Raw genomic sequence first — 16,153 nt, 5'->3', positions numbered from 1 at the left:
AGTTAAATGGGTAACAACTAAAACCTTTTAAAATCAATCTTGTAACCCAAGTTACCCTTGTTACATTAAAAAGATAAGAGGGTCAGTTTTTCTTACTCTATTTCGGAACAACCTAAAACTTCGCTATTAAAGATATAAACCCGTTTAACGCCTATTTCTGGCAGGCGAATACTGGTCTGTGGTTTGCCGTCTTTACCCGTTTCAAGCCACCCTTTTTCAACACACAAACGCACTACTTTACGGGCATCAAATCCTTTACATATTTCTTTCCATGCAGTGGGTAACACATAAAAGGTGATACTGCTTTCACCATTACCCGTGTCTTTCTCAACACGCCTAAAACCCATCATGCTTGCAGGTCGGCTGTATTCATCGTACCAATCCGCAAAACGGCTAAATTGATGACGAGAAATAAAATCACTGACTTGCTCCAATGCGGTCATATCTTCCTGATTTGCCGTGTGCCCGCGCTCTTTCATCCATGCGGATAAGCATTTCTTCGCCGATATAAACGCTTCGCCTTCTTTCCAGCCTGTAATACCTGCACGCGTGGCCATTTCTCCCGCCATAGCTACTAACGCAAAGCGTGTAATGGCACGACCCACTTGATTTCCTGCATTTTCAGGCATCAATCTTGTGGTGTACTCTTTCAATAAGGCTTTAGCGGTATTCGACACATCAGATAAATTGTTAGTGATGTATTTGAGCCAATCACGAAAGGGCGTTCCGTGATAGCGTGTGACGGCATGTTCAAGGTATTCGGCAATCGCTTTACCACTGGTAAAGTGGTGTAAGTCTTCAAAAACACCGTATTTACCTGAGTCACTCGGAATTTGTATCATCCGCACTTCAACCCCCGCATAAGTGCGTTCACCTGCGTTTGAGGCGTGTTCAACAAGCGAGAGTTCCCCTGTTGATAGGAATAAGAGATTCCAACGGTTGGTCTCACGGACACTGCCGTCTGTTTTGGCGCGGGCTTTTCCTTGTCCGTTTGCCAGCATATAAGCAATGTTACCCGCTTCGCGTCCGTCTACTTCCCTAATTTCATCTAACATCAACGTGGCATCATTACGACGGCAAGCCGTTCCTTCAAGGGCATTCCCCGTAGCACGCCATGTATACCAATAATCCGTACCGCCACACACTGACGATGCCACTTTCATTGTGGTTGTTTTACCGTCTGTGGATTCACCTTTTAAGTGATAACCGCCACCGCCTACACCTGCTAACCGTAATAAAGGGGAAGCAAAGGCAAGGCTCACCGAAAAGGTAAGGCGGGCATTACCGACACAATATTTACCAATATGCTCACGCCATTGTTCGCTTGTGCCTGAGACTCTAAAGTCTTTACCCTGAACGCTAGACGTTTGTAAAATTACCGAGTCCGCCCCGTTGCCGACCACTTCATCTTGCAGAACGTACACATTGCCATGCCAACCCGTTTTATTTACACAGGTGACTTTTCTTTCTGGGCGACAAAGGGAGATATACTCCATTAAATGGGCGCGCGCCTGTCCTGAGATATTGATATAAGATAATCCGTTCACCAAAAGTACACGGCGTAACTCTTCCCCACTTCCACTTAACATCTCCATCGGCATTGCCCATTTACGACAGTTACCGTAAGTGTCTTCCCATTCCAATAAGCGTCCGTAGTTACTCCCATCGGCATCACACGTAATCGCAGTAACTTTTATTGGACTGCTGATTTTGATGTTTCTGACTTCGATATCACCGTCTGATTTAGTGATTTGTTTATCAAACCACAGATATTCTTGCGTGAGACGAAAACCTTGCGGTAAACGGGTACGGTCTTTGCCGTAATACGTCATTTCCTCAAAGAACGCTTCTTTGAGCTTTTCAAGACTATTTTCTTGTCGGAAATCATCCCAATCGGCTTTATAGTGCGTTGGCGGTAATGTCACCCATCCGTCAACCGCTTTCCCTGCACGCTCCGCCCACATTTTTCCCGTGTTGTCTTTACCATCCACAAAGTCATTATCCCCTGCGATAATTATCTTCGCGTCAGGGTATTGCGCCCGTAGCTGTTGAGCGACTTTCACTAAGTTAGTCGCGGAAACACTCGCCACAATCAACGCATCAAGGCATTTTGAGAGACTTAATCCCGTGGCAAAGCCTTCTGTGATAACGATTTGCTCTAAAGGCTTCTTCTCTGGCTGGCGAACGATAATAAAAGAGCCTGAAAGGGTTGAGCCTGATAACAGACTTTTTTCACCGTTTAGGCTAATCAGTTGCCCGCCTTTAATCACCGAATCGGTATCAACCAACGGAAGCAATAAAGAGCCTACTGGAAAGCTAAACTCACCCTGTGTATACTGTTGGCGAGTTATTAAGCATTGATGGTTTGATAACCCTTTATTGATTAAATATTGGCTTTCGCCCAAAGAACAAAAGGCTTTTATTTTTTCATAATGTTCAATGCCTTTCTTAGCGCTAACGTTCTTCACGGGAGTTGGCGCTATTTCTTTAAATGCGGGTAATAAAATAATTTTATTCACTTCCTGACACGCTGTTTTCGTCTCTTTCCCTGTTACTAATTTGACTAAATCTAACCCATCACCGTGTCCGCATTGGTTACAAAACCATGTGCCTTTGCCGTTCTTATCATCAAAACGAAATCGGTCTTTACCTCCACATTTAGGACAAGCACCGTGTTTATGGTTATCAGGTACGGTAATACCGAGATTCGCTAGGATATAGAGCCAGCGCCCTTGTGACGCTTTCACAATATCGGTGACAGAGGAGGTTTCTGCTGAAAAATGAGTCTGAGTCATGACTTGATCTCCTCCGTCATTAAACTGCTTTCTTGAATAATGGATTCCATTTGCTCAGAAAGGCATTCCATCAGTGCGCCCATACCTTCACAAGATACGACTTCGCTTCCTGTCATGCTGTGGCTGACTAAAAGTTCAGAAATAAATGCGGTAACTTGTGCCATGCGAATGAGTTGCTTTTCACCCACAGAAGACAGCGTAGTCAATTGAGATAAGCCATTTTTCATTGTGCATTCCCTCTTGTGTGCAGAGGAATTTGCCCCGCAAATGACAAAACATAATCACGAGAGAGAGACAAACGGGCATCATGTTCATTAGATGCTGTTACTTCCAAACGACAAGGTTTAGCCGTGGTATCTGCGCGTTTAACGCTCAAAAAGAGGAATTTAAATTGAGTTAGGGTAGGGATAGCCATCATGATGATGATCTCCTTGTACTTGGTAAAGGAGTCACCGCAAGAGTTTCCACGCTCAATAGGGGCGGTGACGTTATCAGAGGTGGAAATACTGGTGTACAAGGTAACCAGCCACCCTTTCGGGTGCTCCAATAACGCCACCATAGAATCTGTATAGGCGCAATTCGCCATAAGGTAGGCATTATCAACGACATAAAAAAAGACGCATGTGGCGTCTATTGTCGCCTTGTACATTTTCAGGTTTCCACGCCTGACGTTAGATTTTGCTAACGCGTCAACAATATAGCCTATCCATTTAAAGGTATGCAACACTTTTATTATCCTTAAAAAAGTTGAATAGGGGGATGACATGAAAAGCCCAGCCGAAACTGGGCATCGTATTAACCCGCAGAGATAGCGGAAAACCAGAGATTTTTGGATTGCTTCAAACCTTTATCTAAATGAAAAACGGAAGGTGAACTTAAACTCAACTTACGTTTTCTTCGGGAAAAATGTGCCCGATTGATACTAAATTGAAGCCTATCCGTTCCTACACTGGCGGGGCTATCAGTGACGGCAAGTCCACCTAAATAAAAAATCCCTCTGCCTTGAAAATCGTCTTCTACTTCGATTGAACAAAATAGCTTTTGTCCTTTTTCGTTGTAATTCAGTAGTTTTCCATTTGGTCTTAAACGAACATAGAGTTTTGTTTCACCGTCAACGATATCCACTTTGGCATCGAGCACTTCGCCTAGATTATCCAGATTACGGTTATGCTCTTCCCAAATTAACGCGGTGTAATAACTGGGATCGTAATACTCGGCAATATCAGTTAGCCATTCCGCCTCAATTTCACGGTCATCCATACTCGTGAGTCCCGCTGTTGCGACACAAATCCAACCGGTTGTTAATTGTGATGTGCTTTTATCACTCATAAGGAATAGACTCCTTCCTCAATCTCAATGGCACTTTCATCAATCGAAGCATACAAATTGATATCACCTAAGCCATAACCCTCGTTACGTAAATAGCTATGCTCATAGGCTGAACGGTCATCAACAAACTCAGCTCTAAAGCGACGGCTTCCTGTTTGTGTGTAGATATGCAAATTATCAAGACGAGTAACAACAATGCGTCGCCCAGGCATAAAGGGGGGAACAATAGCAAGACGACCTGCAACGGTACTGAGCATTTTTTGACTGGCATTTAAATCGGATGGGCTGTTAGCACCATTAAATAAGGATGTGCGATACATGCCTGCTAATTCAGCGCCCACAAGTACCACTAAGCGAGGGTCTTCGCGGTATTCTTCGGGAATTTTTTGCATAATGAGGTAATTCACCAACGCATCTAAATTAGGAAATTTTCCATCCTTACCTAAGGTAATTTTGTCAGTAATAATTTGAGCACCATCATTCGTGGTTTTGGCGATTTCATGCCAACCGATATTAACATCTTGCCCTTTAGGGAATTTTTGCGGATTGGTCGGATAGTTACAAAAGTGACCATTAAAGCCAATGCGTAACATATCTAAAGCAACCGCTTTTGACATATAATCGGACATGGATTTATTGATATGGTCATCATCTCCACTACCACTATTGCAAATTAAAGATAATTGTTGATACGTGAGCGAACAGCAAGTGTCTACTTCCTCTAGTGCAAAAGGTGTTCCTGCAAAGGCAACATTTTTATAGAAACGGCTTTCAACTTCTCGCCCAGTATGCAGTGAATTGTCCCCTAAATTAACGGTATCCCCTTTAGCTTCATCAACATCAGCAAGCGTTAATTGATTAATCAACCAATTAGAATCCATCAACGCAACACGAATTAAATTTGTTGACGGTTCTGATAATGAAAAATAACGACGCGCTGAAGATAAATACTTTACGCCATGGGTGAAATTCTCGTGAAAAACCCTTGCGCCCTGAGGTGCAATATAAGACATAATTAATTTCCTTATTATTAAATAAATGATTTAGTCATTAAGTATTTTTTATCGTGAACTTCTTTCTCTTGAGTTAGAATATAATTCACATAATCATCTGCACTCAAAATAGTTTTTATAATACAATCTGTCTGACTGTAATAATATTGATATAACTCTACACCTCGTTGGTGCTCCCACATTCGCAGTTTGTATCTATCATTAGATGGTGTGCAGGAATTAAGAATGCGTAAGATATTTTCATTCAGTTTTTCAAAAGATGATTCAATATATTGATACGCATCTTTATATTTCATCGGTTTTCCATAATATACATTTATACGAAATTTATTCCCTTTATATATTTCATCAGGAATGACATTCATCTGTTTTTTGTTAATGTTTTTTATGTTTTCTTGTGGAAGATATTGAATGATTATTCTCAACAACCCAAAAATGCCATTAAAATCATTTAATTGCTCTTTAGCAATAAGTAAATTACTTTCATGCTGACTTACTCTAGCAGAAAGACTTTCTTTCCAAGCCTTTACTGATGGGGCGCTATCAGGTTTTTTAAGTCCACCTTCTTCGGCTTTTTCTTTTATATTTTTTGCCAAATCATAATTCTTTGATAATTCAGTAACGATTTCTTCATTCTGCTTTGAAATAGCTTTCCCTCGTTCAATTAATGCAATAACTTCTTCTATTGATGGTTCGATATTATCTAACGTTAACCCTGTAAGCTTTTGCAATTGTATTAATTGATTTTTAATTTGAGTAAACTTAAATAGCTCAATAATACGAATAATAAAACCATTGTCCTCGTGTTTTTCATTAAATGGAATGGCTTTATAATTTGCAATGGCGTGTAAGTTTTCATCTTTATAAAACTTTATTTCATTTATCATTATTTTTTCCTTTTGTTAATTTGTCATTAATCCATTCATATATATCTGCTTCAAGCCAAGCGATAGAGCGTTCACCTATTTGTATTTTGGGTGGAAATTCTTTCTTCTTCATTTTGAAATAAATGGAAGAACGAGATAAGCCTGTTAGTGAAATAACATCTGGCATCCTTATTAGCCTACTTTTTTTAGGGCGAAGGCTACCCTCAGATAATAAGCTCATGGCTTTTCCTTGATATAAATTAGACGTTATTGTATTTTGTTGAATATTATTGCATCTCATTGAATGAGACAATAATTGCATATAATTACTCATAGGTAAAACAGTAGAAAATATTAAAATTTATTTAATTTAAAAATATAAAACTTATAAATATATAAATTGTAAAACTTTAAATTTTAAGTGTTAGCCTTTATTAACCCTTGTTAATGCTTGTTAACTAAAAAGCACAAAAAACACCCAATAAATATTTGTAATAAATTGTAATAAAATGTAACAAATTATTTCCTCTTGAGTATTTTGGATGTTTTTTATTATAAAACAATATGTTAATTTATTATTGGTTAATACTTTAAATAATAAAAATTATTCTTAAGTAATAAATGCATAGAATTTCACTTGTTATTAAATTAGATGTCATAGTGTTTTATTGGATGTCGTTGTATCTCCTTGGATGCGACAATCTTTGCATATAATTCCAATAAGGTAAATTAGTTTGAAGTGTTTTAAAAATAACATTTTATAGATTATTATTCTGATATTTTAATATTATTTCTTTCTTTATACTTTCTACACGATTGTCCACTAATCATCACCAATCCTCGCCAATTAACACGATGTATTTTTTAGTGTAAATATATGTAAATATTCACATTCTATATATATTAACTTTAATGGTAAGAGATTAGGCTAGAAACTTTGTGTGTAGTTTTGTGTGTAGATATGTTTTTTTATTTTTAAATAATGTTTTAATTCAATGTGTTATTTGTTTTTTTAGATTCCTGTAGGGAACGCCATCTATTGCCCATTCGGTCATTTTAGAAATTATTCTTAGAGCCACGCTTATCAATTCAGGCTATTATCGCTATTGTTTTACTTCCTCATTCAATAACCAACAATAAATTTAGGTTTTTATATGGATATAAAATCAACTAATGATATTCGCTATTTAAAATTTTTATTTATTGTTTGTTTTTTTCTGCTGGTGGGATGTAATTCAAGGCCAACTGATATTCTTGTGCCGCCTGAAAACTTTTACCAAGTTTCAGAAAAAGTTTATCGTTCAGGGCAACCAACGCCGGGTGAGATGAAATGGTTGGAAACCCAAGGCATAAAGACGATTATTAATTTACGTGAATATCATAGTGATAATGATGATGTAAAGAACACGCAACTAGAAGCTTTTCAAGTAAAAATGAACGCAGGTAGAATAACGGATGAGGATATTATTGCGGTATTGCGCAAAATAAAAAGTACGTCTGGGGCAGTCGTGGTGCATTGTTGGCATGGTAGTGATCGTACAGGAACTATCATAGCAATGTATCGGTTAATCTTCAAAAATTGGACAAAAGAGCAAGCAATTACTGAATTAAGAAAAAAAGAGTATGGCTATCATGAGCTTTTTTTCCCTAATATTGTTCAGTATTTAGAAGAAGTGGATATTTCAGCAATAAAACAACAAGTATTCGATTAATAAGTGATGGATAAATAAACAATTTATTGATTTTATATGCTATTGAAAAATAAAAAGAGCGTATTCTAAACAACAAAGATGATGTTTATAAATTTATGTGGAAATAAAATGTCAAATAATCAGATTAACTTGATGTCAGAAATCACTTGCCCGCATTGTCATACGAAAAAAATGGAAACAATGCCAACGGATGCTTGCCAATGGTTTTATGAATGCACACATTGTCATGCTTTATTAAAACCCCTTGAAGGAGACTGTTGTGTATTTTGTTCTTATGGAACAGTACCTTGCCCACCTATTCAAGAAGCCAAATTATCTGGGAAAACATCATGTTGTTGCCAACATGAGAGCAAATAATTATTTATCTATAACAGTTAAATAAAACAGTTTTATATTCAAAGGTAAATTAAACATCAATTAATTTATTGGTTTGATTTTAAAAATATATTCTTGTTTAAAAAATAAATTACTGCTAGATTTTGTTTAGTCTATTTATAAGGTTTATTTTTATGTCATATTTTACAACCTCTCCAGCAATTATTATTACCATCACTTAGTGGTGGGGATTGGTTGTATTAAGAACCCGCCAGATAAGCGGGTTTTTTTATTTTAAACTCCTTATCTGGTACAAAGAAAAGATAAGGATAAAAAATGTTTACTCCACAAGAAGTTGAACAACATACCCAATCGCTAACACAACTAATTGCAAATGCAGATCAAGCTATTACTGACGAAAACTTTGAGTATTTAATGAACTTTTATACTGAAAATGGCACGTTGGTGGTTAAAGATGATTTGCATGTTTCTGGTAAGCCTTCACTGAAAAAAGCATTTATGGCGATTGCCGAATTTTTTAATCACTCACTGCAAGTTTCTCAAGGTAAAGTAAAAGTTATTTTTGGTGAAGATTGTGCGCTTGTTTTAGCACAAACACTTTTAAGTGCAAATATGCCAAATGAAGGAAAGTTTAATACGGTAAGAGAAGCTACTTATGTTTTTAAACTTATTAATGACCAATGGCTTTGTGTTATCGATAACTCTTATGGTACTGATTTATTAAAATTATCTTCTGATGCTCGTTTGCATTTTTTCTGTGGAAAAATTGCTTCTGGTAAATCAACGTTAGCAAAATCATTTGCTAAATCACCCAGAACGGTATTAATCAATGAAGATGAATGGTTATCGCGACTTTATCCAAATCAAATAAAGACAGTAACTGACTATATTGAAAAAAGTGAGTTAGTGAAGAGTGTATTAAGCGAACATATTGCAGTTCTTCTTAAAGCTGGAAATACCGTTATTATGGATTTTCCGGCGAATACAGCGAAGCAACGACAATGGTTAAAATCATTAGCTGATAATACGGGAATGCCCTATTTATTTCATGTTTTGAAAGTAGAAAGTGCTGAGTGTAAAAAACGATTATCTTTACGTAATCAATCAGATGAGAACCCGTTTAAAACCACAGAAGTAGAGTTTGATTTTATCACAGAGCATTTTTCGTACCCTGTTCCAGAAGAGCGATTAGTGATAAAAGAATATAATTAAATAACATCATAGATTTTTATATTAGCCCATAATATTGGGCTAATATTGTAAATTAGCTCAATGGGATAATCCTAAAAACTGAATTATCTTATAAGATCAACGCCTAATAAAAGTACCACTTGTTACGCATTGACAGTATTATATATAGAGTTTATGAATATGCGAACTATGATGCTGCTCATCATAAGATAATTAGCGGAGAACATTATGAAGTATCGCCTGTGCGGTGTTGCTCTTTCAGTCGCCTTACTTTCAGGATGTGCAAGTACCCCTAATAATGGGGAGGGGCGCTCTGACCCATTGGAAGGGTTTAACCGCCAGATGTTTGATTTTAACTACTATGTTTTAGACCCTTATATCCTACGCCCCGTTGCTGTTGTTTGGCGTGACTATGTACCGCCACCAGCAAGAAATGGCTTATCTAATTTTCTCGGTAACTTAGAAGAGCCCGCTAGTATGTTAAATAGTGTATTGCGTGGCGATTTTGAAAAAGGAGCAAAACATTTTGGTCGTTTTTGGATCAATACAGTCTTTGGTATGGGTGGCTTAATTGATGTTGCTGGTATGTCCAAAGAAACGATGGAAAAAGAAGTTCCAATGCGATTTGGTAGTACATTAGGTCATTATGGTATGGATTATGGCCCTTATGTGGTTGTACCGGGCTATGGTAGCTTTACTGTCCGTGAAGAGGGTGGTGACTGGGCTGACTTAACGTATCCTATGCTGAGTTATTTAACGTTTTGGATGTCAGCCGGTAAGTGGGCATTAGAAGGCATTGAAACACGGGCACAATTGCTCGATTCTGATGCTATTTTGCAAAATTCGTCTGATCCTTACTTAATGATGCGTGAAGCTTACTTCCAGAGTAATGACTTCAAAGCTGGTACGGTAAAAGAGAACCCTAATGCGAAAGCGATTGAAGATGATTTAGATTCAATTGACTAATTTTTGTGGTTAGTTTTATGTATAAATAAAAAATGGTCTTAAAAAAGACCATTTTTTGTATAAAAAGCACAGTGAGAAATTAGAAACGGTAATTAAAGTTCATACCGTATAACCATGCTTTACCTGATGACTCGAATTCATAAGCAGGCAATGGCAGATCTTCAGATAATTTCTCTTTGATTGTGACTTTTTTACCATGCATATATGCTAAGCCAACATCAATAGACATATCTTTGTTAAATGCGTAGGTTGTACCCGCACTTAACCAGAAACGATCTTGGTCTGGAATGGAGATAGAACGTTTATCAGCAGGGACTGGGCTATCATCGAAAGCGATACCGGTACGGAATGTCCAGTTATCATCGTGATAATAGGTTGTACCTAAAGCCACACGCCATGCATCACGGAAGCCTTCTTCTTTCCTGAACAGTTGTTGACCATCACTCTTACGTGTGGCCTTTAACTCTTCGAAAGCACTCCAGCTTGTATAAGCAAAGTTATAGTGAACCGCCCATTTTGGCGCTACACGATGATAAGCGGCAAACTCCCAAATTTCTGGTAAGTTAAGATCAAGTTTACCTTTAATGGTTTCGCCGTTAGTACCTACAATTCCCATTCCTTCGAGTTGTGGAATTGAACGTAAGTCACTTTGGTATTCACCGTCTTTAAATTTCACTTTAACTTTAGAACGGTAAGTAAAGCTTATACGGTTGCCTTCGTCGAATTCATATAATAGACCGGCGTTCCAGCCAAAGCCCCATGCATCACCTTTCAATTGAGCAAAGCGATCACTTGGCGATAGGCTTGATAAATAACTGCCTAATTGTCCCATGCCCGGTTTTTGTGATACAGCACTACCTAAAACTTTACCCGCTTCACCAACATGGCGGGTAATTTCAGCATCAGCATAAAGGGCATTTAAGCCTAAGCCGACACTGAATTGATTATTTACTCGATAACCTGCACTTAAGTTTAAGTTCATGGTTTTTAAATCGGTTTTACCACCAATAAGGCCTGCAGCATAATCCTTTTTAAAATCAGTCGCTAAGCCAAAGTTTGTTGTGCCCGAGGCACCAATCGCCCATTTATCATTAATAGGGGCAACAAAGTGGATATTAGGGACTAATGCACTTGGTGCGATATCACCAGCAGTAGTGCTAGTTCCTGTAAGTGGAGATTTACCTTTAATGTCGACGCTTGGATTAATATGGATAGCACCAACAGAGAATTCAGGACGATCAAACATAGTGAGTGCAGCTGGGTTACGGCTACCTACGCTTGCGTCATCGGCAATAACGCCTTCTCCTGAAAATGCACGCCCTAGTGCTGAAGTAGAATATTCATTTAACTGAAAACCGGCAGCACCTGCTTGAGAGGAGATAACACCTACCAAGGTAGCTAGTGCTGTGCGGGTAAACAGGTTTTTACGGTTCATGACCTAAACCCTCATAATTTTTTTAAGTTGTTACTTCTGATTAGAAGCGCTGGATTTTAGGTGCGGTTGTCGCTATGACAAATCAGACCAGTTGTTTAAGTATAAAGTTGAACACCCCAAATGTTGCAAGTATGTTTTGCAAATATTGCTGTTTTGATTTAATAATTGGGATTTACTTAACATTATTTTCACAAAACATCCCAATAAAGATATTTTTGATTGTTAAATAAACAGAATAATCAATTATTTTTGTAAAATTGTAAGATAATTTGAGCTAAAGCAGTTTATTTTATTTTTTTGCAATTATGATAGATAATTAACATTTCTTTCGTTGGGAGACTAAAATGGCAGACGCAATTAATCGTTGTAGTGCAGAAGAAACCGCTGCTTGCTGTTGTGTAGATGTGGGTACTATTATTGACAATAAAAATTGCACTGCGTCATATCAGCATGCCTTCGCTGATAAAGTAGAAGCGCAAGCAATGTTGGATCAACTCAGTGCAAAAGCACAATCTATCGCTTCAGAGCCTTGCAAAATTAATCAACAATTTGCTGATGTAGATGGTGGTGTTCAACTTACTGCTGATTTTACATTTTCGTGTGAAGCAGAAAACCTGATCTTCCAGTTAGGATTACGTTAATCCGCTGAAAATAAATAGATTTAAGGCTGTTGAAATTCAACAGCCTTTTTTATTGCCCACCATTGTGTTTTTACCCTTTCTATCGTTATTGTTGGGTTTCAGACATTCTATCGAAATAATGCGCGCTAACTCCCACTTCTCATAAAATGATGTTTCTGATAGGTGAAATTTTTGTTAACACTATTGTCAGGTCAGACCTCTTTGGTGTTAGGAACTCATTTTGTCAGGAGCCGTTATGAAGTCATCAACGAACAGTGCTATGAAAGATCGCATCGCCATTGTCAGCGGGCTACGCTTACCTTTTGCTAAACAAGCGACTGCGTATCGAGGAATACCTGCGGTTGAATTAGGGCGTTCAGTGGTTCAAGAATTAGTGACTCGCAATGAAATTCCTCCCGAAATTATCGATCAACTTGTTTTCGGACAAGTGGTTCAAATGCCAGAAGCACCGAATATTGCCAGAGAAATTGTACTCGGTGCTGGCTTAAGTGTAAAAACAGACGCTTACAGCGTTACAAGAGCATGTGCAACGAGTTTTCAAGCGATTGCAAATGTTGCTGAAAGCATGATGGCAGGGCATGTTTCTGTCGGTATTGCGGGTGGCGCAGATTCATCATCAGTTTTACCAATTGGTGTCAGTAAAAAATTAGCGGATGTCTTATTAAGTCTTAATAAAGCAAAATCATTAGGCCAGCGTTTAAGTTATTTAAGTCAATTGCGGTTTCGTGATCTTCTCCCTGTTGCTCCTGCTGTGGCTGAGTATTCAACGGGATTACGTATGGGAGATACCGCTGAGCAAATGGCAAAGACTTATCATATTTCTAGAGTTGCTCAAGATGAATTAGCACATCGTTCTCATCAATTAGCCACTAAAGCATGGGAAATGGGAAAACTAGATAATGAGGTAATGACCGCTTTTTTCCCGCCTTACAAAGAAGGTTTTCATCAAGATAACAATATTCGTAAAAACTCCGTTCTTGATTCTTACGCCAAGTTAAAACCGGCTTTTGATCGTCGCCATGGTAGTGTTACTGCTGCAAACAGTACGCCATTAACGGACGGCGCAGCCGCAGTATTAATGATGAAAGAGTCAGTTGCAAAAAGCTTAGGCTATCAACCGATTGGTTATCTACGTAGTTATGCGTTTACTGCAACAGATGTCTGGAAAGATATGTTATTAGGACCATCTTATGCCACGCCACTTGCGCTTTCGCGCGCAGGCCTCTCTTTGAGTGATCTAACATTAATTGATATGCATGAAGCTTTTGCTGCGCAAACGTTGAGTAATTTGACGTTATTTGCGAGTGAACGATTTGCTAAAGAGCAATTAGGATTATCTAAGGCAATTGGAGAGGTGGATATGGATAAATTTAATGTGCTAGGTGGTTCTATTGCTTATGGACACCCATTTGCAGCAACTGGGGCAAGAATGGTGACACAGACGCTCCATGAGCTTAAACGCCGAGGTGGTGGGTTTGGGTTAACGACTGCATGTGCGGCTGGTGGATTAGGTGCAGCTATGATTTTGGAGGTGGAATAATGGAACAACAACAAACAACACTAGAAAAACCTTCCGTTTTCCAATTTTCAGTTCGTAACGATAAAGTCGGCGTTATAACAATTGATGTTATCGGCGAAAAAGTGAATACCTTAAAAGCTGAATTTGTACAGCAGTTCCAAGATGTTTTGAAACAAGCGCAACAACATTCTGGTGTAAAAGGATTAATTATCACATCAGGTAAGGCAGATAGTTTTATTGCTGGCGCTGATATCTCAATGATTGCAGGTTGCAAAACAAAAGAAGAAGCAAGTGCACTCGCAAAAGCAGGACAAGACCTTTTTACCCAACTTGAAAATTACCCATTACCCGTTGTTGCAGCTATCAATGGTGCATGTCTTGGTGGGGGACTTGAATTAGCATTGGCCTGCCACGGACGAATTTGTTCGGATAATAACAAAACACGTTTAGGGCTTCCTGAGGTGCAACTTGGGTTATTGCCCGGCTCAGGGGGAACTCAGCGTTTACCTCGTCTTATTGGTGTGACGTCGGCGTTAGATTTAATTTTAACAGGTAAACAAATCAATGCTAAACGAGCGTTGAAATTAGGTCTTGTTAATGATGTTGTTTCACAAGATATTTTATTAGATGTTGCAGCAAAATGGATTTTGTCGGGTAAAAAAGAGCAGAAAAAACATTCAATCATGGATCGTTTCTGGGCAAATACCACATTAGGGAGAAATATACTTTTTGGGCAAGCGAAAAAACGCGCATTAGCTAAGACAAAAGGGCATTATCCTGCAGTTGAACGTATTTTGCATGTAATAGAGCGTGGACTCGAAAAAGATATTCAAACAGGGTTTAAAGAAGAGGCAACTGCTTTTGGTGAGTTAGCGATGACACCAGTTTCATCGTCGTTAAGACATCTCTTTTTTGCTTCAACAACACTTAAAAATGAGACAGGTTCATCTCAAAAACCTGATGGTTTGCATCATATCGGTATTTTAGGTGGGGGATTAATGGGGGGCGGTATTGCTTTTGTTACTGCCACAAAGGGCAATTTACCTGCAAGGATCAAAGATATTAGCGATAAGGGAATTGCTCAAGCCTTAAATTATAGTTGGAAAGCGCTTTCGTCCAAGGTCAGTAAAAAAAGATTATCTGCACGTGAACGTCAACGCCAAATGAGCTTACTTTCTGGTTCATTGGATTACAGCGGTTTTCATCAATCCAACATTATTGTTGAAGCGGTGTTTGAAGATCTTGCTTTAAAACAGAAAATGGTGGCAGATATTGAAGATGTGGGGAAAGGTAAAATTATTTTTGCATCTAACACCTCTTCATTACCTATTCATGAAATTGCAAAAACAGCGAAATATCCAGAAAAAGTGATTGGGCTTCACTATTTTAGCCCTGTAGAAAAAATGCCATTAGTTGAAGTTATTCCACATGATAATACTAACGAAAAAACTATTGCAACAACGGTGGCTTTCGCTAAAAAGCAAGGTAAGGTTGCGATAGTTGTAGGTGATAAACCCGGATTCTATGTTAATCGTATTCTAGCTCCTTATATTAGTGAAGCATTGACCTGTTTAGTACAGGGTGAACCGATTGAAAATATTGATAAAGCACTCGTTCAATTTGGCTTCCCTGTAGGGCCTATTCAGTTATTGGATGAAGTTGGTATCGATATTGGTACAAAAATAACACCAATATTAGTGAATGCATTTGGTGAACGATTTGCTTCTCCACCTGCTGTTGATGCCATTATTGCTGATGATAGAAAAGGGCGTAAAAATGGCAGAGGTTTTTACCTTTATACAAAACATGTTCTGCCTTTTTCATTTGGAAAAAATAAAAAACAGCCCGATCCTACTATTTATCGTCTTTTACAAATTAAACCCAAAAGCCAATTGTCTTACTCTGAAATCACAGAACGTTGTTTGTTATTGATGCTAAATGAAGCAGTTCGTTGCTTAGATGAAAATATTATAAAACAACCTCGTGATGGTGATATTGGTGCTGTTTTTGGTATCGGTTTCCCTCCTTTCTTTGGTGGCCCTTTCCGTTATATGGATAGTATGGGAACAACAAAAGTAGTAGAAAAACTTAATCAACTTGCTGATAAATATGGTGAAAGATATCGTCCTTGTGAACGGTTAGTTGAAATGGCTAAACGAAATGAACGTTTTTATGACTAATTAAACCTCTATACCATTGCATTTTCCTTTTGTGACACTTGTTTAGATTGAGGCGCTTAGGCGCCTTTTTTCTTGTACTTTTTGCGTCAGATTAATAATTGATGAATTTTTAATGGAAAAAAGGGTCGAAAGTGTTAATGATAGCCAGATATGGCAATATAGTTATTTGA

General features: G+C 38.1%; 15 protein-coding genes. 7 read left to right on the top strand and 8 right to left on the bottom strand.

The features are described from left to right. Positions 1 to 92: 92 nt before the first annotated feature. The 7 genes from LW139_RS13705 to LW139_RS13675 form a co-directional block, all read right to left on the bottom strand. The gene (locus LW139_RS13705) at positions 93 to 2,795 is read right to left on the bottom strand and encodes a DUF927 domain-containing protein (RefSeq protein WP_247850077.1); all 2,703 of its coding nucleotides are present in this window, start codon (positions 2,793 to 2,795) and stop codon (positions 93 to 95) included. Then, the gene (locus LW139_RS13700) at positions 2,792 to 3,022 is read right to left on the bottom strand and encodes a hypothetical protein (protein WP_247850076.1); all 231 of its coding nucleotides are present in this window, start codon (positions 3,020 to 3,022) and stop codon (positions 2,792 to 2,794) included. The genes LW139_RS13705 and LW139_RS13700 overlap by 4 nt, the downstream gene beginning before the upstream one ends. Next, complete coding sequence (locus LW139_RS13695; protein ID WP_247850075.1) at positions 3,019 to 3,444, bottom strand: host cell division inhibitor Icd-like protein; 426 nt, start codon at positions 3,442 to 3,444, stop codon at positions 3,019 to 3,021. Before LW139_RS13695 ends, LW139_RS13700 begins: the two co-directional genes overlap by 4 nt. Positions 3,445 to 3,590: 146 nt before the next feature. Then, positions 3,591 to 4,124, bottom strand: a complete 534-nt coding sequence (locus LW139_RS13690) for a GPO family capsid scaffolding protein (protein ID WP_247850074.1) — start codon at positions 4,122 to 4,124, stop codon at positions 3,591 to 3,593. Beyond that, positions 4,121 to 5,137 carry a P2 family phage major capsid protein gene (locus LW139_RS13685; RefSeq protein WP_247850073.1) on the bottom strand — a complete coding sequence of 339 codons (1,017 nt, stop codon included), beginning with the start codon at positions 5,135 to 5,137 and terminating at the stop codon, positions 4,121 to 4,123. The genes LW139_RS13690 and LW139_RS13685 overlap by 4 nt, the downstream gene beginning before the upstream one ends. Positions 5,138 to 5,154: 17 nt before the next feature. Then, the gene (locus tag LW139_RS13680) at positions 5,155 to 6,024 is read right to left on the bottom strand and encodes a hypothetical protein (RefSeq protein WP_247850072.1); all 870 of its coding nucleotides are present in this window, start codon (positions 6,022 to 6,024) and stop codon (positions 5,155 to 5,157) included. Continuing rightward, on the bottom strand, positions 6,014 to 6,244 hold the full coding sequence (locus LW139_RS13675; RefSeq protein WP_036918688.1) for an AlpA family transcriptional regulator: 231 nt from the start codon (positions 6,242 to 6,244) through the stop codon (positions 6,014 to 6,016). The genes LW139_RS13680 and LW139_RS13675 overlap by 11 nt, the downstream gene beginning before the upstream one ends. A 913-nt stretch (positions 6,245 to 7,157) precedes the next feature. Here LW139_RS13675 and LW139_RS13670 point away from each other — a divergent pair. The 4 genes from LW139_RS13670 (at position 7,158) to mlaA (ending at position 10,208) form a co-directional block, all read left to right on the top strand. Further along, a complete protein-coding gene (locus LW139_RS13670; protein ID WP_247850071.1) occupies positions 7,158 to 7,715 on the top strand; it encodes a fused DSP-PTPase phosphatase/NAD kinase-like protein in 558 nt (185 codons plus the stop codon). A gap of 108 nt (positions 7,716 to 7,823) precedes the next feature. Beyond that, complete coding sequence (locus LW139_RS13665) at positions 7,824 to 8,072, top strand: GDCCVxC domain-containing (seleno)protein (protein ID WP_166540755.1); 249 nt, start codon at positions 7,824 to 7,826, stop codon at positions 8,070 to 8,072. Positions 8,073 to 8,366: 294 nt separating this feature from the next. Next, complete coding sequence (locus LW139_RS13660; protein ID WP_227335740.1) at positions 8,367 to 9,263, top strand: AAA family ATPase; 897 nt, start codon at positions 8,367 to 8,369, stop codon at positions 9,261 to 9,263. Positions 9,264 to 9,470: 207 nt separating this feature from the next. Continuing rightward, positions 9,471 to 10,208, top strand: coding sequence for a phospholipid-binding lipoprotein MlaA (gene mlaA, locus LW139_RS13655; RefSeq protein ID WP_166540754.1), 738 nt, complete (start codon positions 9,471 to 9,473; stop codon positions 10,206 to 10,208). Between the two features lie 79 nt (positions 10,209 to 10,287). Here the strand turns inward: mlaA and fadL are convergent, their stop codons facing one another. Beyond that, entirely contained in the window at positions 10,288 to 11,643 is a 1,356-nt protein-coding gene (fadL, locus tag LW139_RS13650) for a long-chain fatty acid transporter FadL (protein WP_227335739.1), read from the bottom strand. Positions 11,644 to 11,987: 344 nt separating this feature from the next. Between fadL and LW139_RS13645 the strand changes: the two genes are divergently transcribed. From LW139_RS13645 to fadJ, 3 genes are all read left to right on the top strand, one after another. Next, positions 11,988 to 12,284: a YfcZ/YiiS family protein gene (locus LW139_RS13645; RefSeq protein ID WP_247850070.1), complete on the top strand. Its 297-nt coding sequence runs from the start codon at positions 11,988 to 11,990 to the stop codon at positions 12,282 to 12,284. 235 nt (positions 12,285 to 12,519) lie between these two features. Further along, positions 12,520 to 13,824: an acetyl-CoA C-acyltransferase FadI gene (gene fadI, locus LW139_RS13640; protein WP_109407283.1), complete on the top strand. Its 1,305-nt coding sequence runs from the start codon at positions 12,520 to 12,522 to the stop codon at positions 13,822 to 13,824. Beyond that, positions 13,824 to 15,983, top strand: a complete 2,160-nt coding sequence (gene fadJ / locus LW139_RS13635) for a fatty acid oxidation complex subunit alpha FadJ (protein WP_432652187.1) — start codon at positions 13,824 to 13,826, stop codon at positions 15,981 to 15,983. The genes fadI and fadJ overlap by 1 nt, the downstream gene beginning before the upstream one ends. Positions 15,984 to 16,153: the final 170 nt, after the last annotated feature.

Origin of the sequence: Proteus vulgaris (genome assembly GCF_023100685.1) — a bacterium.
Taxonomy (GTDB): domain Bacteria; phylum Pseudomonadota; class Gammaproteobacteria; order Enterobacterales; family Enterobacteriaceae; genus Proteus.
The sequence above is the reverse complement of the archived record's forward strand: the minus strand, read 5'-3'. Positions and strand labels throughout refer to the sequence as shown.